We start from the raw sequence: 20,913 nt of genomic DNA on the forward strand, positions 1-20,913 counted from the left end.
CCGCGCCGGAGCATCACTCCTCTGATGAGATCGTCGCCTTCAGAACATCCCGCACGGACCGCGGCTTCCGACCTATCAGACGGGCGAGCGTCGGGTCGATCCGGCTGAATTCGCCTTGTCGGCTCGCTCGGAAGAGTCCCAGAAACATATCAGCCCTCTCCTCTGGCAGACCGTGAGCTACCAGGCCTGCCCGATACTCAGCGTCCGACACAACGATCCGGCGGATAGGGTGGTGTGCCAGCTCCGAGGCAATAGCTGCAATGCCGTCCAGGTCGATTGCCTCGGAGGCCGTAAGATCAGGGGTCACACCATCGAGGGCGCCCTCCTCACTCAAAGCCACAGCCGTTACCTCGGCCAGGTCGGCATGGGTCGTCCAGGCAACCGGTCCATCCTCCGGAGCGACCAGTTCACCCGTCTGAAGGGCGTTGCCAAGCAGCATGAGTCCCGACGCCGTGTAGAAACCATTGCGGAGCGCCGTAAAGGCTACTCCTGAATCCCTGAGTGCCACCTCAGTGGCGGCATGGTCAACCATAGGAGGAAAGAACGATGTCGGGGACGATCCCATGTGGCTTGTATAGAGGATGCGGCGGGTGCCTGCCTCTCTGGCCATATCGATCGCCGTACGATGCTGACGGACCGCCGCCTCACCCTGGCTGTTACATGACACGATGAGAACCTGCGATGCCCCCTCAAAGGCGTAGGTAAGGCTCGCGGGGTCGTCGAAATCCCCCCGGCGGACGCGGACACCCAACTCCTGAAGTCCTTGCGCCTTCTCCGTGTCTCGGACGCTCACGCCGATCTGCTCGGGGGAGACGCGTGCTAGCAGTTGCTCCACCACTGCCCGACCAAGCTGGCCGTTGGCTCCAGTTACAATAATCATAATACCCTCCTGTTGCTCTTTGATCTACGTATCGTTATGTTCGTGCGAAGTATTACTGTTGTCAGCATGTATTCTTCTCCTAACTGGCAGCAATGCCAGCGAGAGTCACCATATGTCAATTGAATCCGTTAACGGAAGGTGTTTTTTCCTCTTCTCTCCTTTTTGGTGATTATTTATCAGACCGCCGCTCGTTCATGACACTTTCTCAACCGGAAACTGAATCTCGGTGAGCACATCGTCAAGATGTGCTCCTCGGCGCAGACAAATCTTCCGGCGTGGCCCAATGATGGTGTAGGCATTATTTTCCATCCAGGTTCCCAATGCTTGATAGGCCGGCATCACCAGCGAAGGAGATCCATGATGGAGCGTACTGGCCATGTGGGAGCATGCTGGCAACTCGCATCGTGTCAGCCGTCCCTCGCTCCGTGTGATCAGGGTATCGGTGTCTCGCCAATCAACAGGTGCGACAATCTCTACTGAATCTGAGATCTGCTCGTCCTCACGCATAGAATGAAGGACGAGCAGATGATCGACGGGCTTGACCTCATAGCGCTTCAACATAGCGTCGATCGCGTCAATCCAGTGCGCCTGATACGCCAGATCGGTCGCCGCCAGGTGCAGAGAGACCCCTGTGATCGGTTTGACCGCTTTGAGTACAACCTCATAGTCCGGCATACAACTGCCCTGCTCAAGGGATCGTAGACGTGCTTCGATGCGTACGAGCTGCTCCTGTTCAGCCTGGATACGCTGCTGGAGTTGTGCCTGTCTGAGTCGCAGCATCCCCTGCAATGCATCAGGAGAAATACTTTCGTCCAGAAGCTCGGCGATCTGTGTGAGTCCCAGTCCAAGCTCTTTGAATGCCAGAATGCGATGCAGGTGCGGCAACTGATCCATCGTATAGAACCGATAGCCAGTCTCAGGATCGACATGGACCGGCTTGAGCAGTCCGATCTCGTCGTAGTAACGCAGGGTGGTCATCGACACCTCGGCCAGTCTGGCAAAATCGCGAATCTTTAACATTTCATCTCATCTCTTCCTGATTGTTTACAGATAGGTGAACAGCTCTTGTCATCAGCATACAACGTTCAGGTAGGGTGAAAGTCAAGAGGGGTGCGATGTGAAAAATGTCACTCACGCTATAAACCACGCGCCACATATTGTATCCTCCACATTCTCCCTCTTACATCTCGTGCTATAATATGACCACAGTCAATTAATGACCGTACTCATATTATGAATATGATCATTCTTGTCAGGCTGGAGCAGGGCCTGCCAGAGACACTGGACTATGAGATGCAACAATTGGAATGAAAATCCCCAAAAGGTAATATTCATTACGGAGGCGTTTAAATACCATATGAGTCGTTTACGTGAACAGAATAAACAGCGCACTTTTGAGCAGATCAAGCAGGCAGCCAGAACGCTGTTTGAGCGCAAAGGATATGCAGCGACCACGACCCGTGAGATCGCCGAGGAGGCACAGATCGCGACGGGCACCCTTTTCCTATATGTACAGGATAAAGCAGAACTCTTGATTCTGCTCTATGCTGATGTCTTCGGTGACCTGATAGATGAGACCTTTGCGACGGTTCCTGAGGATCGGCCACTGCCAGATATTCTCCTGCATATCTTCGGTCCCTTCTTCGAACTGTATGGACGTCACCCTGAGAATGCGCGCCACTTCTTGAAAGAGTTGCTCTTCCACGAGGGTGAACGCAGGCAGCATCAGCAGGTCACCAAGCAGAACGAGGAACTTATACGACGGCTGATCCAGATCGTCCAGCGAGCACAGGAGCGCGGCGAGATCCGTCAGGATGTTGATCCTCACCAGGCGGCGGGCAGCTTTTTCGCTATCTACTTCGCGGCCGTGACAGCCTGGCTGGGCAGTTTTCTGGTTATGAACTCGGCTTCGCTGGGCCAACTGCGGTCGCTGTTCGAACTGCAGATCAGGGGTATGCTGCCACCGGATGCAGAATCTGCCATACAACAAGCTATGCGCTAAACAACAGAAAGAAGGTCATCAGCAATGCGTATTGTGGTTATGACGTCGGGTTCGCGTGGTGATGTACAACCTTATATTGCGCTGGGACTGGGTTTACAGCGAGCAGGCTACCAGGTCTGCATGCTCACACACAGCATCTTCGCGCCCATGATTGAGCAATATGGCCTCGAATTTGCCGCGCTCAGCGGCGATCCGCGCGCAATAGTGGAGAGCGAGGAGGGGCTGCGGCTCCTCGAAACCGGTGGAAACGCGGTGCGCTTTGTGCGCAGATTGTTCGCCGAGAGCAAAAAAAATCAGGTGGCTATGACACGCGCTGCCGAGCGTGTGCTACCCGGCGCGCACCTCCTGTTATATTCAGTCCTCTGCTTTGCCGGCTCGTACGTCGCCGAAGCGCTCAATATACCAGCCATGCTGGTGCCGCTACAACCGATACTGCCGACGCGGGCCTTTCCATATCCAACCGGCTTCTCGCGCTCGCTGGGTAGCGTTGGCAATCTGCTGACCCACAGGCTCGTCAACATGGGCATCTGGCAATTGATGCGCTCAACCATGCAACCGATCCGGCACGAGCTTGGCCTACCACCGATTCCTGTCTGGGGATCGATCTCCTGGCTCTACAAGCAGCACCAGCCTGTACTGCTCGGCTACAGCCCGCTGATCCTGCCCCGTCCCGCGGACTGGCCTGATTGGGTACACGTCACTGGCTACTGGTTCCTGGATGCTCCATCAACCTGGCAACCGCCTGCTGACCTGCTAGACTTTCTGGCGGCCGGACCACCACCCGTCTACATCGGATTTGGAAGCATGGCGAGCCGCAAGGCGGAAGAGACCACCAATATTATTCTGAACGCCTTAGCGCGTTCGGATCAACGAGGTATCATCGCCACCGGCTGGGGAGGATTAAGTAACTCAGACCTGCCCGACAACGTCTTTAAACTAGAGGAAGCGCCGCACGATTGGCTCTTTCCTCGCATGGCTGCCGTGGTCCATCATGGGGGCAGCGGCACGACGGCGGCGGGATTGCGCGCCGGTGTCCCGAACATTGTAGTGCCTTTCTTCGCCGATCAACCCTTCTGGGGGGAACGTGTCTATCGCCTGGGCGTTGCGGCAAAACCTATTCCGCGTCAGCACCTTACAGCCGAGAACCTGGCTGCAGCGATCACCACCACCATTTCGGATCAGGCCATGAGCGCCCGTGCTGCCGATCTGGGCGCTCGCATCCGAGCCGAAGATGGAGTAGGCAACGCCACCCACATCATACGAAATCTCATAAGTTCGGAGCTTGCCTCCGATTTACCTCGACATTGATAGGGCTCCGGTTATAGTAAAAAGTATTGGTAACAGACTTATATATAGCACAATGTACCTAATCAGCAACGATTGTGCTGATAGATTATCAAGGAAGGATGGTTGATCATGGATCAGGAATTGCAAACACTACTCGCTGAATTGTATGAGGAGGGACAGCGCAACGATGCGCAGGAGCAAGAGCGCCGCAAGAAGAGGCTAAACCTGGAACCGGAAACCGCTCAACTGCTCAGCGTACTGGTGCGTAGCGGCAAGCGGACCCGCTTGCTGGAGATTGGTACCTCCAATGGCTATAGCACGATCTGGCTGGCCTGGGCGGCCCATAGCACAGGCGGAAGCGTTGTAAGCATAGATCGCGAAGAGGAGAAGCACCGCCTGGCCGATGCCAATCTGCGCCGGGCTGGCCTGCGCGAAGTGGTGCAGTTGGTACAGGGAGATGCCACCAGCATCGTCGCGGAACTAACAGGTCCTTTCGATTTTGTCTTTTTCGATGCGGACCGCTTCAGCGCACCTGCGCAGCTTAAACTTCTGCTGCCCAAACTTACTCCGGATGTGCTGGTACTGGCCGACAATGCGCGCTCTCACCCGGAGGAAATCGCTGCTTATCTGGCAACGGTGCAACAACTCCCCAAATTTGAGCACATGGTTTTGCCTGTAGGCAAGGGACTCAGCCTCGCCTATCGCCAGGGGTAGTGAAAATCTGCAAGTCCCCAGGTGGCGCAAGCGGAGAAACGCAATATATGCGTCTTCGCCGCTTTTCTTTTGGCAAAAATTTTTTTGTTTACTGAGGGATTATAAAGCATTGACGCATAGAAATTTTATCATTATAATTAATTCAGTCACTATCTGAATTAATTCAACAATGTGGAGGAGTCGCGTGGGCAAAGTCGTCTCCGTTGATCGCAATCTCATGCGTAGCATGAATCAGAGCACGCTGCTGAATCTGATTCGTACTCACGCCCCGGTGTCACGGACACAACTCGTGCAACTCTCAGGCCTGAGCACTGGCACAGTGGTCAGTATTGCTACTGATCTGCTGAAGCAAGAGTTCATTATGGAGCAGGGAGTTGCTGATTCAAACCTGGGGCGCAAAGCAGGATTATTGCGCGTCCACCCCAGCGGAGCCTATGTGCTTGGGCTCAGTCTGGTAGAGAACGATGAAATCGCGGTGGTGCTTCTCAATCTGCTGGGAGAGATTGTCCAGAGCTCTTGCTGGCAGGCACAATTGCATGACTCTGCCGTGAATGTGGTTCAGGTGATCACGGAAAAAGTGGAGGCATTCCTGAAGGAATGCCAGGTACCTCGCGAAAAGATCCTGGGGCTTGGCTGTGGTTTTCCGGGGAACGTTAATGCCCAGACAGGCAGCAGTGTGGATAACTGGATTCACAACTGGCATGATCTGGCCATCAGTTCTCCACTTTCTCAGGCGCTGCAGATGCCAGTCTATCTTGATAATGTCGTCAATTGTCTGGGGAGTTATGAGAAACTCTTTGGCCACGGCAAGCCATATCGTGATTTTCTGGTTATCACCCTGGGACGCGGCGTGGGTATGGCCATGATTCTCAATGATGATCTCTATAGAGGTTCACGCGGCTGGGGCGGCGAATTCGGGCATATTCCCTGTGTGCCAGGTGGCCGACGTTGTGAATGCGGCAATCTGGGCTGTCTGGAGGCATATGTTGCGGATCATGGTATCATCGCCAGCTATCGTGAGCTCTGCCAGACCTTACCGGATGACGCGCGGTTACCAGCCAATCTTTCGCTCGACGAGATCCGGACCGCTGCCCGTGAGGGGAACGAGTTACTGGGTAACCTGTTAATACAGGCAGGACAACACTTAGGAACAGCCCTGGCCTCAATGGTCAATGTCTTTAATCCCGAGTGTATTATCCTGACCGGTGCCCATGTGCATCCGAATGATGTTCTTTTTGCGTCGATGCGCGTGACCATGCACAGGCATATTTTTTCTCGCCTGGGTGATGACCTGCCATTGGTGATTACGCCAGTGACCAACACGCGCTGGGCACAGGGAGCTGGTACCCTCGTGCTGCGGCACTTCTTTCTGTCACCAGCACAGGTGAACGTGTAGGTAACGCATCCCGTCTGTGCTTCAAACATCTGATCAGGTAGTGAATATTACCCGATGACAGGTCATCAGTGCCTGCTTGTCGGACGCAAAAAAGGATGGCATACGTTCTTTTCTGCCAGGGAGCTATAGAGAGTTTGATGGTCGTTCCATCGGACACTATTATCTGTTTTCAAGAGACACCATACAAGGAGGTCATGGTATGTTTCAACACTGGAAGTTTCCTCGTTCTGTCACCTTTCATGCTTCTCGTATATTTTTCCTTCTTATACTGGTTGTCCTGAGCCTGGGCACTTATCTTAGCGCCACATCTACAGCCGAGGCTAAAAGCAACGAACCAGCAGCCTCCAATGGCCTGGCCCAGACGCCTTATATGGGCTGGAGCAGTTGGAGTCTGGAATCAACCAAATACGCGGGCTATGGCACCAACTGGCTCAATGCGGCCAACGTCAAAGCTCAGGCGGACGCCATGCATGCGAAATTGCAGTCCCACGGTTATCAGTATGTCAATATCGATGCTGGCTGGTGGATGGACTATAACTGGAATCCAACGTTTGATGTCTATGGGCGCCCGATTCCATTTCCTGCTCGCTTCCCGGATGGTATGGCCAGTGTGGCCAGCTACATACATCAGCTGGGCTTGAAGGTGGGTATCTACTATGGCGCGGGATTGGATTTTGCGGTCTATAATAACAATTATCCGATCTATGGCACCAGCTGTCATGCGCAAGATATCGCTGTGCAGCCACTAAAGAAGACCAATGGCTGGCTGGGTGCCTATGCGATTGATTACTCGAAGCCGTGCGCGCAGGCCTATATCAATTCTATTGCCAATGAGTTTGCCAGTTGGGGCGTTGACTTCATGAAGTTGGATGGCGTTACCCCTGGCTCCTTCATCAATAATCCTGCTACCTCTGACAATCGGGGCGACGTCAAAGCCTGGTCCCAGGCCTTAATTCAGACCGGACGACCAATCCAGTTTGTCGTCTCCTGGTCGCTGGATCATAACTATGCCGACTACTGGAAAACCTATAGCAATGGCTGGCGCATCGACACCGATGTGGAATGCTACTGCAATACTCTGGTGACCTGGAATAACTCTGTCAAGCAACGCTTCACCGATGTGGTTCCCTGGATTAATGATGCTGGACAGGGAGGATGGAACAATCTGGATTCGCTGGACGTGGGTAGCGGCAGCATGGATGGGTTGAACAACGATGAGCGCCAGACTTACATGACGCTGTGGGCCATCGAGGCGGCTCCTCTGTATACCGGTGACGATCTGACAAAGTTAGACGATTACGGTCTTTCTCTGCTCACCAACGATGAAGTGATCGCCATCGATCAGGCTGGTCACCCGGCCAGGCCAGTGGCTCAATCCAGCAACCAGCAGGTCTGGTATGCCAAAAACAGCGATGGCTCCTATACGGTCGCGCTCTTCAATCTGGACAATACGGCCGCTACGGTCAAAGCAAACTGGCAGGATCTTGGCTTCGCAGGTACAGCGAGTGTACGTGATGTCTGGCAGCATAGCGATCTAGGACAGGCAACCGATAGTTATAGCGCCAACTTGCCTGCGCATGGTTCCCGCCTGCTGACCGTGAAACTGGACCCACATCGCTCACATCCTGTCCCACCTTTCTACGGCGACAAAGCTGTGTCCTACGAGGCTGAATCCCCAACCAATAATACGCTCGGTGGCAATGCTCAGATTGTCGTTTGTTCCACCTGTTCTGGAAGCGAGAAAGTGGGCAATCTGGGTGCCGGCGGCAGCGTCCAGTTTAACACCATCACTAAAAAGAAAGCTGGCATCTACACCATGACCATGTATTACACGGACGGTGATAGCCAGCGGTCAATGTATATCAGTGTCAATGGAGGATCAGGCGTGCTGTTGGACTTCCATGGGCTCAGCAATAATAACTGGAACCAGGTCCAGGCCATGCAGGTCTCGATCCAACTAAACTCCGGAACCAATACTATCAAATTCTATAATAACGAAGGTTACGCGCCCGACCTTGATCGGATTACAGTCTGATCATTTTGACACTCCCCGGCTAAAAAAGGGCGAGAACAAGCGCAAAGATCGATCTTTGCGCTTGTTTTTATTTAGACGAACGGGATGTGTGGAGCTTTTCCTGCTTTATCCATCGCTGCCTGACCCTCCCCCCCATGTCCACGAACAATGGCATCTCCATCACGGAGACTTTTTGTCTTCCCTACATTTTGCAGCTCATTAATTTCCATTTTATAATTCGTCTTTGGATATTTAAGTATGTTTTTTTATTCTATTTTCGATCACAATATATATGTATAATTTTTAATCATCCTGATCAAAATATCTTTGTCATGGTGCAGGACAGGTGGGCTTCACCACAACAAAGACAGAACCTGGGAGCGCATGCGCTCGTCCGTAAAGGACCGATACGCTTCCCATGGTCATAACGAGCGTATCGGTCCTTTCTTCAAACTCTGCTACTGAAGTACATTATTTAGCTCTACTATCTATTTTGATTTACTAATCTCACACTATTTTTCTAATCAAAAAGACATTTTATACACAGCAAAATAGTGATTATTACAGCCATATTATGTTATACTTTTCTATAAGCAAGCGTCGATTCAGTGGGTATGTTCATGCTTAGTACAATAATGATCGTTTGTTGTACAGCTACATTGGAAAACAACGTTGTTTGAGCACTGTCATGAGTGGTATAGACTTTTAGAGGTCTAGGCTATTCAGAGCTCAATGTGAGGAGCCCTACATGAGTATACAGCATTGGCTACGTAAACCACGTTTTCTTTTGCTCTTTTTATTTCTGCTCTCGATCATTCTTGGGGCCTGTGGCAATAGCACGGGCGGTCCAAAAGAGGTGGTCTTTTGGACCAGTATCACCGACGATATCGGGATAAAAGCCCAACGCGACATTGCCGATGCCTTCAACAAGGCGAATCCCGACCTCCATGTTCGTGTCGTGCCTGAGCCAACTACGGGCACGGGTGATTCAACCGCTCTTATCACTTCTGTCCGTGGTGGAGTGGGTCCTGATGTTTATTTAATTGACCGCTTTACGGTTGGACAACAGGCTGCCCTTGGCCTTTTAAGCGATTTATATCCTTATACGAGTAAAGAGAGCCAGGATATTTCTAAGCAATATGTTCCTTTCGCCTGGTCCGAAACTCTCTTTCAAAATCATCCTTATGCTCTTCCGATGGATACCGATGCTCGCGCGCTGTACTATAACAAAACAGTTTTGCGCGAAGCTGGCATCGATCCTTCTATTCTTGATCCAAAGAATGGACCAATCAAGTTGAGCAAGTTGAAGGAGCTTGCATTTAAGGTCAACCATAAGGACGCGCAAGGTAATTATGATCGCGTAGGTTTTATTCCCTGGTCTGGCCAGGCTTTCCATACCACGTGGGCGCTTGATTATGGAGCTCAGTTCTTCGATAACAATACCTGCCAGTTGACCGCGCTAGAACCAGCTATGCTGAATACATTTAATATGTACCATGACTGGTCACAGGCATTGGATTATCAGAAGATCAGTACCTTCACTGCAACGTATCAGCCCGCCAACGCCCTTCCTTCGCAGAATCCCTTCTACACTAACCATCTGGCCTTCAAAATCGATGGCGACTGGGATCTCGCAAGCATTAAGCAATATGTGCCGAAACTGGATTATGGCGTGACGTATATGCCGGTTCCTGATGATCGCACGACACCATTTACGTGGTCGGGCGGCTTTGCGCTGGCGATTCCGACGGGCGCTCATAATGCGGATGGTGGCTATCGTTTTATGCGCTTTATGGCCGGTCCTGATGGCCAGCGTATCTATACAAAAGAAACCAGCCATCTACCAACCTGGAAATCTCTGCTAGATGAGAAGCAACTCTTCGATCCAGGGCATACGTTCTTTGCCAATATCCTCTCGTTCTCGGTCAGTCGCCCGCCATTGCCGGTCGGTGGTCAGATCAGCGACGAACTCGGTTCAGTTCAGGATAAGGTGGACTTCAATACTGCCACTCCCAAAGAGGCCTTGCAGGAATTCTATAATCGAGTACAGCCACAAATGCAGCAGTATTGCCCATTTAAACTGGAAGGCTGGAGTAACCCTTACAAATAAACTGACTGGCTTACACCATGAACCCGCTAGTCACTGCTTTGCTTGCTTTGTCGATAAACGATGACGTTGTAATGCTGGAGGTACGCGCTTCCTGCGTCCTTACACATAAGGAGACAGTGTTGTGTTAGCAGTAAAGTCTTCTCCGAAATCTGCGCCGAAACTTACTCGACGAGATCGTGTTAATCTTACGAAGGGCCTGCTCTTTATCAGCCCCTGGATTCTCGGCCTGGTGATCTTTGTTCTCTATCCGATGATCTACTCTATCGTGCTAAGCTTTGCACGCTACTCGGGCTTCAAGGATCCAGTCTGGCTGGGATTCCAGAATTATACGCGCCTGTTTGGGGATAGCCTCTTCTGGCTGTCTTTGGGTAATACGCTTTACTATGTCCTCTGGGCTGTTCCTGTGGGTATTGTGGTGGCTATCTTGCTGGCGGTTGCCATGAATCGTGATGTGCGCGAGGTGGGTATCTATCGCGCGATCCTCTACCTACCCTCGATCTTGCCGGCTTTTGCGATGGCCTTCATCTTTATTGTGCTGGTCAATCCTCAATACGGCATTGTCAATTTTATTTTCTCCTTGTTTGGGGCACCCACCCAGAACTTCCTGGGCGATCCGACGGGAGCGAAGAATGTGATTATTGCCCTTGCTCAGTTGGGAGCAGGCAATGCGGCTCTGATCTTCCTGGCCGGCCTGCGGGGCATACCCGATACGCTCTATGATGCTGCGAGGATTGATGGCGCCGGGACCTTCCGCCGCTTTTTCTCGATCACGCTTCCTCTGTTGTCGCCGATCATCCTGTTCAATTTGATTACTGCCCTCAGCGGTGGTCTGCAAATTTTCCAGCAAGCCTATATTATGACCAATGGTGGTCCTAATAATGGCACCTTGTTCTACCTGCTCTATCTCTACCGCAATGCCTTCGCCTACGCTCAATTGGGCTACGCCTGTGCTCTCTCTCTGGTTCTCTTTATCATTGGTCTGGCCCTGGCTGGCGTACTCTTTACTGTGTCACAACGCTTTGTGAACTACGAACTGGTTGGCTAAGTGCAGGATAAGTTAGAACAACATCATCATCGGGAGGATACAGCTATGAGTACCCAGGTCATGGATAAAAAAGATGTAGAGACAAGTGAAATGACGCGCTATCGTCGGCGTGCCACAATGCAGCGTATCACGCAAACGACCGGCCCGCGTCTTTTCCTGATCATTATGTGCCTCATCTATATTGTGCCGTTTTATTGGATGTTGAGTACTGCGCTTAAGTCGACGACTGATCTGGCACAGTTCCCACCCAAATTTTTTCCGACAGCATTGCACTTCGAAAATTTTGGGCTGGCAGTAAGTACGATTCCCTTTGGCATCTACTTTGGCAACACTGTACTTATTACCGTCCTGACTATCATTGGTTCGGTGCTAGCCAATCTGGTAGTAGCCTATGGCTTTGCGTGTATTGAATGGCCGGGACGCGATAAGGTCTTCTATATCGTGCTGGCGACCATGTTTATTCCTTTCCCGATCGCCATTGTGCCGCAATTTGATCTGTTTGCCCGCTTGCATTGGATCAATACGATTCTACCGCTGGTCGTGCCTCACTTCTTTGCCGGTGCCTTCTTCATTTTTATGCTGCGCCAGTTTCTGCTGCAGATTCCGAAAGAACTGATTGAAGCATCACGCATGGATGGGGCTACTGAGTTGCAGATTATGTGGAATGTCATTCTACCACTGTCGCGTCCCGCGCTGGCGGCCGTGGCTCTCTTCTCAGGTATCAGCGCCTGGAATGACTTTATGGGACCATTGATCTATCTACAGGATGACATGAAACGTACGCTGGCGATCGGCCTGCAGGTTTTTCGCTCGACTCACGATATCCAGTTCAACCTGCTGATGGCGGCTTCATTTCTTACGGTGCTGCCGCTGATCATTCTGTTCCTATTTAGCCAGCGCTTTTTCATTAAGGGCGTTACGGTTGGTAGTATCAAATAGGTGGAGTCGTCACCTATTTGATACTATGGCTTGCCAGCCCGGGGGCGCTGACGCCCCTACAGGTGTAGGTTTTTCAGGGGCATTGCCCCTGAGACCCCTTGATGCCGCCCTTCGGGCGGCTGGGGAAAGGAAGAGTCGGGGCACAGCCCCCGGTCCCCCAGTCAAGGGGCTCGGCCGCCCCTTGCATCCCCGCTTTCCATAGCTTCTGACGCCCCCAGGCTTTTGTATATAGTGTTGCCAGGCGTGCGCACCGCGCACGCCTGGCAACACTATATACAACTTTTTGAGCGCCGAAGGCGCGTACAGTCAGGGGCCGAAGGCACGAAACACATGCTTGAGCTCAATATTTTTGCGGGTTACCGCATAGTAGCTAGCTATAGGAATTGGCTGACCAGGCTGTCAGGGCCAGTAAAAACAGCGCGTCCATCTTGCACCGTCTGGCGTATCAGTCGAATCATCTTTTCTTTGTCGGCATTCATGAGTGCAATCCAGGCGGCCGGCGCCCCGGTTTGGGGATCATGCACAGCGCTCCAACCAGCCATTTCTACCAGGATCGGAATCAGGTCAAGCCCTTTTTCGGTCAGGATGAACGTCTCTTTTCGCTTATCTGAGTCAGATGGTCTTTTCTCCAGGATACCCTTTTGCTCTAACAAGGCCAGGCGGTCGGCCAGAATGTTGGTTGCGATCCTCTCTTCAGACGCTAAGAACTCTCCATAGGTTTTCTTCCCGAAGTAGACGATATCACGGATGATCAGGAGCGACCATGGGTCGCCAATTGTTTCTAAGGCATAGTTGATGGGGCAATCTGAGCGCCTCTGGCGTTTGTGCTTCATATTTGTTTCATTCTACTGCTTGGGGATCAGTACTTAGTGGAAAATGCATTGAAAAAAGCTTGTTTACATTTCCGGTTTTACTTCGGGCCGTGAGAATAGTATAGCATCTACACTTGCAAATTGCAAGTAATATCTGCTAACCATACGCATAAGAGAAGGAGAAGAGACATGAGTCAAGTAGTAAGCAGTCAACAGAAGAACGCTAGCGGCACTATCTCAAAAAGCGGGGGACTACTGATAGCCTCTACCCTCTGGGTCATTCAGGGGTTGCTGGCACTCATCTTTCTGTTCGCAGGAGGTATGAAGCTGATCACGCCGATCGAGACGTTAGCGGCGCTCATGCCACTACCTCTACCCGGACTCTTTCTGCGCTTCATCGGCACCGCCGAGGTAGCCGGGGCAATCGGTCTGATTCTGCCCACCCTCCTACGCATTCGGCCCGGCCTGACACCATTGGCTGCCTGTGGATTAGTGATCATCATGATCGGCGCGACAGGATATACGGTCCTGAGTGGAAGCCTCGTCGGTGCGCTGATGCCGCTACTGGTGGGACTATTCTGCCTGTCCGTTGTCTATGGCCGCCAGGCCAGTTTGATAGCGGACCCGCTCTTTGGGCGCTTCTTTCGCAAGCCGGGCAAAGCGTCGTAAGTGAGAAGATAGAAGAGGCGCCGTTCAAGATTTCGGCAATCCAAGCAGCGGCGCCTCCTCTGCCTGACAGCATCTCTTACTCTGAACTCTCGACATGGTAAGAGACCGAAACATATAGAAGGATACAACAAACCTTTATATTCAATTAACATTACATTTCCAGTTTCATTAAGGGCAAACGGAAGAGATAAAAAGAGGCTTGCAAAATGCAAGCTACGTACGAAACACCGAGAACACCAAGGAAAGGGTGACTCCTCATGCATACAACGCTCATGGATCAAGAAGTTGTCAGCACAACGAATATGGATATGGTAAGAGCTGAATCCACTACAACGGCTCCTGGCAAAACAACACGCTCGATCACCACTGCTCTAATGTTTCTAATCGGCTGCATCACCTTGTTGATGACCGGGTTTGCTATCATTATGCCGATCTTCCCTCAGCGCCTACAGGCCCTGGGGCTGGGAGCCGAAACCCTGGCGATGATGGAGGGGGCCTTTGGTCTGGGCATGTTCCTTTTTAGTACTCCCATGGGAACCTGGTCAGGTCGCATTGGCCGCAAACCAGTGCTCTTTATTTCCCTGGCCGGATTTATCGTTACTAATATACTCCTTGCCTCGGTCAATATCCCTCTGCTCTTTATCCTCATCCGTTTTGTTGAGGGTATGTTGATTGCTGGTTTGATGCCTGCTTCTATGGCTATGATCGGCGATACCATTCCTCTGGAGAGGCAGGGACGCTGGATCGGCTATATTACGACGGCGCAGGCGACCGGGATTGCGCTGGGCCCCGGAATTGGCGGCTTCCTCTCTCAAGTTATGGGATTTACTGGCCCGTTCTTTCTTTCAGCTGGCATTGCGTTGCTGGCTTCTCTGCTGGCTGTGTTTCTGGTGCCAGAGACGCTGCCAAAGCATAAACGCATCCAGGCGCAGCAGCCACAGGCAAAGTCCACATCAAAGCGCTCACAAACAAAGGAGTCGAACTTTTCTGGCTTGATCTGGCTAGTTGCTCCGTTCCTGCTGATCGATTTTGGTCTGATTTTCACATATCCCTTCGTGTTTCCGCAATACCCCTTCTTCTTTGAGAAGGTGCTCCACTATAGTACAGCGCAATACGGCATGATTATCAGTGTCTTTGGTCTGGCGATGGCCATTTCACCACTCTTCCTGGGGCGCCTCTCAGAGAAGTGGTCAAAGAAGCCACTTATCGTGATTGGTAGCGTGCTCTTCGGTGCCCTCAATATATTCATGTTTGCCGCTCCCCTCTATCCACTCTTACTGGTAGGGGCAGCATTGGCAGGACTGGGCAGCGCTCTCGCCGGGCCAGCGCTAGGCGGCATCTACCTGGGTGTCTCGAATGAGAGAAATCGCGGCCAATTGATGGGTATACGCGGTTCGGCCATCTCAGCAGCTGTGATGCTCGGTCCGATAGCTCAGGCCCTGGTCGGACATTGGATTACACCACAGATAACCTTCGCCATCGGTGTCATTCTGTCACTGGCATTGGTCGCGGTCGCCTCTATCCTGTTAAAAAACCCGCAAAGGTAGGTTAGAGGCTTGCCTCGTTCCATCACGCACAAGCGCCTGCAAGGGCCAATACATTCATCGTAGGTTCGACTCTTGCGGTCGATTTGCCCCACCGTTTGTGGGGCCCTGTGTCCTTGCCGCTTAGCCCCTTGTGACATCACACCTCTGCCCACGCGGTGCCCAAAAGGAAGGTCCGCTTTTGGGCACCGCGTGCGGCGACGTGATAGTGAAGAGCGGAGCCGAGTCGTAGGGACACAGGGCCGCCACGCTGCGGCGGGCAGCAAGCGGGCGCTGAGGCCCGCGCCCACGGATTTTCTCTTGTCGTGTTGCATTCTCTTCTTAATTGTCGTCTCAATGAAATGTATTGCTCGCAAGGGGGCATCTACAGGCAGCATATACGGGTAATAAGGTATACTTATGGGGACAACGAGAAAGGGTGCTCATAAAATATGACGACATTTCCAGTTGGCGTAGTTATTTTTCCTCCTACCTCCCAGAAAGTGTTGCAGGGAATCAAACAGGCAGAGCAGGCTGGAATTCCAATGGCCTGGGTACCATCCTGGCCAGTGGGTCCCGATGGCTTCAGTATCGTGACGGCTGCGGCGGTCCAGACAAGCAGTATAGGACTGGGCACGGGTATCTCCATTACCTATCCCTGCCATCCTTTGGCCCGCGCCAATCAAGCTTTGGTGACGGGTGAGCTCGCTCCTCAACGTTTCCGCCTGGGCATAGGCGCCAGCCATCAACCTGCCATTGAAGGAACGTACGGACTCAAGTTCGCCAGACCCATCGGTCATATGAAAGAATATATCGCCGTGCTGCGAGGGATGTTGTGGGAGGGTCGCATTGACCTCGATGGAGAATATTACCAGGTCCATGCGGAACTTCCACCTATGGTCACGCCTCCATGCATCCCCATTGTGATCGCGGCCTTGCGCAAAAATATGTTGCGCCTCGCAGGTGAGGTTGCGGATGGCGCCATGCTGATCTGGTCCCCTCCATCTTACGTGCGCTCTGTCGCGATTCCCAATATGGAGGAGGGCGCGCGCCTGGCGAATCGTCCGCGACCACCTCTGATCGTTAGCGCACCAATTGTCCTTACGAAGGACTTCACCATCGTGAGCAAAATCGCCCAGGCGGCTTTCTCAGTCTACTCGTCTTTCCCCACCTATCGCCATATGTTCATGGAGGCAGGCTATCCACTCAAGGCCGATGGCACGCTCAGCGATGAATTGATTCATGAACTCTTCCTGTATGGGGATGAGGATACTATTCGCCAGCGCCTCTATGCCCTGCACGAGGCCGGAGCCGATGAGATTATCACAACCATCAATCCACACGATCCTTCACGCGACTATAGAACTATTCTGGAAATTCTTGCCAGCCTCTAGCCTCTACACTGTCGTTTCTGCGGCCTGCTCGTGAAATAGAAGAATATCTGCACTTGCTCGCCGCAACCTCTTAAAGTGATTTTGGAGAAGCGCATCATCCTTTTTTGTGGCATACTCATCCTGAGATTGCACACTGTATAACATATATTAAAGGAGAAGGCTCATGGAGAACAAAGCCGCCCTCGATCCAACTCTTGTCAATGAGTTTGTTGCCAATGCTCATGGAAATGCTGAGCGAGTCGCCGCACTTTTGGAGCAAGAGCCAACGCTCATAAATGCCGCCTGGGACTGGGGTGGAGGTGATTGGGAAACAGCCCTGGGGGCCGCCGCTCATATGGGCAGAAAAGATATTGCCCACTATCTGCTTGAAAAAGGCGCCAGGATAGATATCTTTGCCGCCGCGATGCTCGGACAGGTAGAAATTGTTCAGGCTATCCTCCAGGCATTTCCACATGCCCGCCATTTGCGCGGGCCGCATGGAATTTCGTTGCTTGATCATGCAAAAGCAGGCGGCGAAGAAGCATCCTTCATTGTGAAATTGCTTCAAACACAGGAAGCCATCTAATATCTGGTTACCAGGCCATTTTGAGGTTAACTCGCAACTCTCAGCGCACAACTAAAGCGGGTTAACCTCAAAAAGATGCTTAAAAAGTTCTAGACACGGAATGCGCTGGCGTGGTCGATCGCCCATTCGCTGTACGTGTGCGCTGGCCTTCCCATAATCTCTTCTACTGTACGCGAAACTGGCTCCGGTTCCGTTACAAATCCGGCCCAGGCATTGAGCATGCCATCCACCATTGCGGGCGGCATCTGGGTCAGCATCTGCTGACGCACGATCTCCGGCGAGATTTCTTCGTAGCGCAATGGACGTCCGATTGCTTGACTGATAGCGTGCACCTGCTCAACCTGGGTCAGCGCCTGTGGTCCGGTCAGCACATACTTCGCTCCATTATGTCTGTCGCTGGTCAACACGCGCACTGCCACAGTTGCAATATCTTGCTCATGAATCAGCGACCTGGCTGCCGTCCCATAGGGCCAGCGCACAACACCATCGGATCGGATCTGCTGTGCCCAGCCTAATGTGTTGGTGGCGAATCCGCTGACACGTAGAAAGGTCCACGCCAGACCAGACTGCTCGATCAGCCGCTCGATGTTGGCGTGAAAATCATTAATCGGATCGGCCTGCTGTGCCAGGCCCTCGCGTATGCCCATTGATGAGAGATATACGATGCGAGGCGCGTGCTGCTTGAGCACACCAAGCACGGCCGGAGCGAAGCTGATCGGCAGCGCCGGCCACACCAGAAACACAGCCTCAACCCCCTCCAGACCCTCATTCAGAGTATCTGGCACCGACAGGTCGCCGCGCACAACTTCAACCCCACTCGGCAGGTCAGCAGTGTCGGGATTGCGCACCAGCGCACGCACAGGAACGCCCATCTTTAGTAACTGGGACACCACGCATCGGCCAACATTACCGGTCGCTCCGGTAACCAGAACAAGGCCTTTTTTATCTAAAAATGCTATTTCACCCCGTACTCATCTCATGCTATCCTTTCGCGTCATTCCGGCTCTATGCTCTTAAATATATGCGGAAGTTCAGTGCTTATATCAGAAAGAGTGTAATGCATCGACAGGTATCTCGCCTTGTCTGAAAGACCAGTTATCTTCCTGTACTTTAGAACTAAGGCTTTCCTGTACTCCATCTAAAACTTTGGGATGAGATAAGATTCGCAAGGCTCTCTATTAGCGTGAAAACCTTTGGGCGTTGCGCGCGCGCGCTTTAACAGCCTCTTCTGCGCGGTCCTTCGTGGGGGCGTTCGTTTCAAGCGAGTTGAGAAGAGTTCGAGTGGAGGCGGCTATCTCCTCAACGGCTACCAGGAATGCTGCTTCATTGGCTTTCGATGGCTGGTTAAAGCCGCTTACTTTACGCACAAATTGCAATGCGGCCAGTCGGATCTCTTCCTCAGTCACGGCTGGCTCAAAATTGAAGAGGGGCTTGATATTTCTGCACATAAACGCTACCTTTCTGTTGTCAGAGCTACCAGGTGTTTAAATACAACTTTCCCTTTTATAAGGAAGCATAAGGAAAGGCTCGAGTATATATTCTTCCACATGTTAATCAAAACGGAACATATTATCGTCGCCTTCTTCCTCTCACCTGGCAGCTATCAGACGCTACTTGATACCCAGGGCGCAGACACTGGCGATTGGTTTCATAGTCTTGAACTCTAGCCTGGTTTGCTGAAAACCGGCATTTCTCAACCAGGTCAAAAGGTCCGCTCCAACGTCTTTGACTTCCTGGTCCGTTTTGGCCCAGACAGGTTGGACGACGAGCGCGATTCTTCCTCCTTTTTTGAGGACGCGATACATTTCTTTCACTCCAGTCAGTTGATCTGGCCAGATGTGTACAGAGTTAGCAGACAGAGTAAGGTCAAATAAGTTATCTTCGAATGGGAGCGTGAGCGCCGAGCCTTCTCGCAAGGAAACATGCTTGCGCTGAATAGACTCCTTATTGCGTCGTGTCGCTTGTTTTACCATCAGCGGTGAAGCATCAACACCAGCAATGAATCCTTCAGGTACCCGCGTTGCCAGCTCCTGAATCAGTACACCAGGACCAAAACCAACTTCAAGGATATGATCTCCTGGCTGGAGATCAAGCAGTGAGATCGTCCAGAGGTTACGCTGTTTGGTGAAACGAGCCATAATCATGGCGCCCAGGCGACCAGCAAGCCCCTGTGGATGTGCGAACGCCACATCTAGCAGTGTCATGAATCTAGCCTCCTTGTGTTCATTATCACTTCTCTCGTTATATACGGATTACATTCACCGCGGTTATATAGCGAAAAATATTATTTGATTCATCTGTCAATCATGAATTTACTGCGAGAAGGAGATTTCTGCTTCTCTAGCCAATGAAATATTCCAGTGGACCAGCACAAAATGAGCCTGCTGGCACTATAGCAATTGGGATAAGCCAGGCATAGGGGGCGCGCCCTGCAGCATTTTTTGTGCAGTTCGTAGGCGCCATATCGCTGAGATTTATCGCACAAAAAATGCGTACGATTGGATGGTCGAAAAGAAAGAAGTAGGGATCGGCATATCACATCACATCTCCCACATAGCACAGCCACTTGTTATTTTCAATCAATCCACAACATTAATTTCCCATCATGTGCCGCTAAACATTCCTAATATCATTAAATTGTTCACGCTTAAAGTATAATTCATAATAAAACATAAGAGCTCTATTCTTGCTGATCTATCCTCTTATGGGTCTGCTACTATTTTTCTGTAATACATATAAAACCGGTTTAATGCTCTTTTTTGGGAGAAATATGCGCGGCCAGGCCGTTAGAGATAAATTCCATCATCGAGTCAAAGACACTTTCTGGCAGTTCGTCGCTGCTCGCTCCTGGTCCGCCTTCTGGTGGCCAGATTAACCAGCGTAGAGCAATGAAGTGTCCGATGCCCATCAATGTATAGGCGATGGCTTCTGGGTCCAGTTTGCGAATGCTTCCATTGTCCATAGCTTCTTGCAGGCCACGAATATAGCCCTGGCTGATCTTATGATAGTAGGCATAAAACGCTTCGGGCGCCACACGCTCCGCTTCCTGGACAATACTATAGATGCGTCGGTGCCTGGCAACAAACTTGAAGAAAGCCTGGAAGCCACGGCGCTCAATCTCGATACGATTGGGAGCATTCGCGATGGCGGCGCGCATTTCCGCCCGCAGGCGTTCGCCGATATCTCTGACCAGTTCTTCGAAGATGGTACGCTTGCTGTGAAAATAGATATAGTAAGTGCCCTGAGCTACACCTGCACGCCTGGTGATTTCTGAGATGCTGGCTTCGTAGTACCCTAGCTCGCCAAAAACCTCTTCGGCGGCATCCAGAATCTTGCGTCGCGTGGCTTCTCCACGCGCGGTAACGGGCATCAAAGAATTCTCAGTTTCATTGCCTCTGCTCATTATCTGTCCTCTAGCTCTACGAGCTTAAATAATATGACATATGACCCATTTATCATATTATACAATAACCCTTTGATTGGTGAATTTTAAAAAGTGTCTGAAAACAAGACGGTTCGCGCCTTCGGCCCCTGACGCTACGCGCTTACAGCGCTCAAAAAGG

General features: G+C 51.7%; 19 protein-coding genes. 12 read left to right on the top strand and 7 right to left on the bottom strand.

Going from position 1 to position 20,913, the window contains the following annotated elements; translation table 11 throughout:
* Window positions 1-13: 13 nt before the first annotated feature.
* Together JMI88_RS31330 and JMI88_RS31335 are read right to left on the bottom strand one after the other, a co-directional pair.
* Entirely contained in the window at window positions 14-880 is an 867-nt protein-coding gene (locus JMI88_RS31330; RefSeq protein WP_201365984.1) for an SDR family oxidoreductase, read from the bottom strand.
* 192 nt (window positions 881-1,072) lie between these two features.
* Complete coding sequence (locus JMI88_RS31335) at window positions 1,073-1,900, bottom strand: MerR family transcriptional regulator (protein ID WP_201365985.1); 828 nt, start codon at window positions 1,898-1,900, stop codon at window positions 1,073-1,075.
* Window positions 1,901-2,237: 337 nt separating this feature from the next.
* Between JMI88_RS31335 and JMI88_RS31340 the strand changes: the two genes are divergently transcribed.
* The 8 genes from JMI88_RS31340 (at window position 2,238) to JMI88_RS31375 (ending at window position 12,387) form a co-directional block, all read left to right on the top strand.
* A complete protein-coding gene (locus tag JMI88_RS31340; protein ID WP_201365986.1) occupies window positions 2,238-2,882 on the top strand; it encodes a TetR/AcrR family transcriptional regulator in 645 nt (214 codons plus the stop codon).
* Between the two features lie 24 nt (window positions 2,883-2,906).
* The gene (locus JMI88_RS31345; RefSeq protein ID WP_201365987.1) at window positions 2,907-4,190 is read left to right on the top strand and encodes a glycosyltransferase; all 1,284 of its coding nucleotides are present in this window, start codon (window positions 2,907-2,909) and stop codon (window positions 4,188-4,190) included.
* Window positions 4,191-4,298: 108 nt separating this feature from the next.
* Window positions 4,299-4,883, top strand: coding sequence for an O-methyltransferase (locus JMI88_RS31350; protein ID WP_236023133.1), 585 nt, complete (start codon window positions 4,299-4,301; stop codon window positions 4,881-4,883).
* Between the two features lie 184 nt (window positions 4,884-5,067).
* Window positions 5,068-6,279 carry an ROK family protein gene (locus JMI88_RS31355; protein ID WP_201365988.1) on the top strand — a complete coding sequence of 404 codons (1,212 nt, stop codon included), beginning with the start codon at window positions 5,068-5,070 and terminating at the stop codon, window positions 6,277-6,279.
* A gap of 199 nt (window positions 6,280-6,478) precedes the next feature.
* On the top strand, window positions 6,479-8,314 hold the full coding sequence (locus JMI88_RS31360) for an alpha-galactosidase D (protein ID WP_201365989.1): 1,836 nt from the start codon (window positions 6,479-6,481) through the stop codon (window positions 8,312-8,314).
* Between the two features lie 727 nt (window positions 8,315-9,041).
* On the top strand, window positions 9,042-10,403 hold the full coding sequence (locus tag JMI88_RS31365) for an ABC transporter substrate-binding protein (RefSeq protein WP_201365990.1): 1,362 nt from the start codon (window positions 9,042-9,044) through the stop codon (window positions 10,401-10,403).
* Window positions 10,404-10,524: 121 nt separating this feature from the next.
* Window positions 10,525-11,448, top strand: a complete 924-nt coding sequence (locus JMI88_RS31370) for a carbohydrate ABC transporter permease (RefSeq protein WP_236023134.1) — start codon at window positions 10,525-10,527, stop codon at window positions 11,446-11,448.
* Between the two features lie 45 nt (window positions 11,449-11,493).
* Window positions 11,494-12,387 carry a carbohydrate ABC transporter permease gene (locus JMI88_RS31375; protein WP_201365991.1) on the top strand — a complete coding sequence of 298 codons (894 nt, stop codon included), beginning with the start codon at window positions 11,494-11,496 and terminating at the stop codon, window positions 12,385-12,387.
* 374 nt (window positions 12,388-12,761) lie between these two features.
* Here the strand turns inward: JMI88_RS31375 and JMI88_RS31380 are convergent, their stop codons facing one another.
* On the bottom strand, window positions 12,762-13,220 hold the full coding sequence (locus JMI88_RS31380; protein WP_201365992.1) for a winged helix-turn-helix transcriptional regulator: 459 nt from the start codon (window positions 13,218-13,220) through the stop codon (window positions 12,762-12,764).
* Window positions 13,221-13,388: 168 nt separating this feature from the next.
* Between JMI88_RS31380 and JMI88_RS31385 the strand changes: the two genes are divergently transcribed.
* The 4 genes from JMI88_RS31385 to JMI88_RS31400 all read left to right on the top strand — a co-directional run bounded on the left by JMI88_RS31385 (window position 13,389) and on the right by JMI88_RS31400 (window position 17,350).
* Window positions 13,389-13,868 (top strand): DoxX family protein, encoded by a 480-nt coding sequence (locus JMI88_RS31385; RefSeq protein WP_201365993.1) that lies wholly within the window; start codon window positions 13,389-13,391, stop codon window positions 13,866-13,868.
* A gap of 257 nt (window positions 13,869-14,125) precedes the next feature.
* Complete coding sequence (locus JMI88_RS31390) at window positions 14,126-15,415, top strand: MFS transporter (protein ID WP_201365994.1); 1,290 nt, start codon at window positions 14,126-14,128, stop codon at window positions 15,413-15,415.
* Between the two features lie 428 nt (window positions 15,416-15,843).
* Window positions 15,844-16,785: an LLM class flavin-dependent oxidoreductase gene (locus tag JMI88_RS31395; RefSeq protein WP_201365995.1), complete on the top strand. Its 942-nt coding sequence runs from the start codon at window positions 15,844-15,846 to the stop codon at window positions 16,783-16,785.
* Window positions 16,786-16,948: 163 nt separating this feature from the next.
* Window positions 16,949-17,350: an ankyrin repeat domain-containing protein gene (locus JMI88_RS31400; protein WP_201365996.1), complete on the top strand. Its 402-nt coding sequence runs from the start codon at window positions 16,949-16,951 to the stop codon at window positions 17,348-17,350.
* An 89-nt stretch (window positions 17,351-17,439) separates the two neighbouring features.
* Here the strand turns inward: JMI88_RS31400 and JMI88_RS31405 are convergent, their stop codons facing one another.
* The 4 genes from JMI88_RS31405 to JMI88_RS31420 all read right to left on the bottom strand — a co-directional run bounded on the left by JMI88_RS31405 (window position 17,440) and on the right by JMI88_RS31420 (window position 20,753).
* Window positions 17,440-18,309 carry an NmrA family NAD(P)-binding protein gene (locus JMI88_RS31405; protein ID WP_201366079.1) on the bottom strand — a complete coding sequence of 290 codons (870 nt, stop codon included), beginning with the start codon at window positions 18,307-18,309 and terminating at the stop codon, window positions 17,440-17,442.
* Between the two features lie 219 nt (window positions 18,310-18,528).
* Window positions 18,529-18,798 carry a DUF2277 domain-containing protein gene (locus JMI88_RS31410; protein WP_201365997.1) on the bottom strand — a complete coding sequence of 90 codons (270 nt, stop codon included), beginning with the start codon at window positions 18,796-18,798 and terminating at the stop codon, window positions 18,529-18,531.
* 162 nt (window positions 18,799-18,960) lie between these two features.
* A complete protein-coding gene (locus tag JMI88_RS31415) occupies window positions 18,961-19,554 on the bottom strand; it encodes a class I SAM-dependent methyltransferase (RefSeq protein ID WP_201365998.1) in 594 nt (197 codons plus the stop codon).
* Between the two features lie 542 nt (window positions 19,555-20,096).
* A complete protein-coding gene (locus JMI88_RS31420; RefSeq protein ID WP_201365999.1) occupies window positions 20,097-20,753 on the bottom strand; it encodes a TetR/AcrR family transcriptional regulator in 657 nt (218 codons plus the stop codon).
* Between the last annotated feature and the right edge of the window lie 160 nt (window positions 20,754-20,913).

This window comes from Dictyobacter formicarum (assembly GCF_016587435.1).

What these genes read in the sequence shown, in the direction of transcription:
- JMI88_RS31385 (WP_201365993.1), top strand. Translation starts at nt 13,389, where the DNA reads ATGAGTCAAGTAGTAAGCAGTCAACAGAAGAACGCTAGCGGCACTATC.
- JMI88_RS31340 (WP_201365986.1), top strand. Translation starts at nt 2,238, where the DNA reads ATGAGTCGTTTACGTGAACAGAATAAACAGCGCACTTTTGAGCAGATC.
- JMI88_RS31400 (WP_201365996.1), top strand. Translation starts at nt 16,949, where the DNA reads ATGGAGAACAAAGCCGCCCTCGATCCAACTCTTGTCAATGAGTTTGTT.
- JMI88_RS31410 (WP_201365997.1), bottom strand. Translation starts at nt 18,798, where the DNA reads ATGTGCAGAAATATCAAGCCCCTCTTCAATTTTGAGCCAGCCGTGACT.
- JMI88_RS31390 (WP_201365994.1), top strand. Translation starts at nt 14,126, where the DNA reads ATGCATACAACGCTCATGGATCAAGAAGTTGTCAGCACAACGAATATG.
- JMI88_RS31330 (WP_201365984.1), bottom strand. Translation starts at nt 880, where the DNA reads ATGATTATTGTAACTGGAGCCAACGGCCAGCTTGGTCGGGCAGTGGTG.
- JMI88_RS31335 (WP_201365985.1), bottom strand. Translation starts at nt 1,900, where the DNA reads ATGTTAAAGATTCGCGATTTTGCCAGACTGGCCGAGGTGTCGATGACC.
- JMI88_RS31415 (WP_201365998.1), bottom strand. Translation starts at nt 19,554, where the DNA reads ATGACACTGCTAGATGTGGCGTTCGCACATCCACAGGGGCTTGCTGGT.
- JMI88_RS31350 (WP_236023133.1), top strand. Translation starts at nt 4,299, where the DNA reads ATGGATCAGGAATTGCAAACACTACTCGCTGAATTGTATGAGGAGGGA.
- JMI88_RS31345 (WP_201365987.1), top strand. Translation starts at nt 2,907, where the DNA reads ATGCGTATTGTGGTTATGACGTCGGGTTCGCGTGGTGATGTACAACCT.
- JMI88_RS31360 (WP_201365989.1), top strand. Translation starts at nt 6,479, where the DNA reads ATGTTTCAACACTGGAAGTTTCCTCGTTCTGTCACCTTTCATGCTTCT.
- JMI88_RS31375 (WP_201365991.1), top strand. Translation starts at nt 11,494, where the DNA reads ATGAGTACCCAGGTCATGGATAAAAAAGATGTAGAGACAAGTGAAATG.
- JMI88_RS31380 (WP_201365992.1), bottom strand. Translation starts at nt 13,220, where the DNA reads ATGAAGCACAAACGCCAGAGGCGCTCAGATTGCCCCATCAACTATGCC.
- JMI88_RS31365 (WP_201365990.1), top strand. Translation starts at nt 9,042, where the DNA reads ATGAGTATACAGCATTGGCTACGTAAACCACGTTTTCTTTTGCTCTTT.
- JMI88_RS31395 (WP_201365995.1), top strand. Translation starts at nt 15,844, where the DNA reads ATGACGACATTTCCAGTTGGCGTAGTTATTTTTCCTCCTACCTCCCAG.
- JMI88_RS31420 (WP_201365999.1), bottom strand. Translation starts at nt 20,753, where the DNA reads ATGAGCAGAGGCAATGAAACTGAGAATTCTTTGATGCCCGTTACCGCG.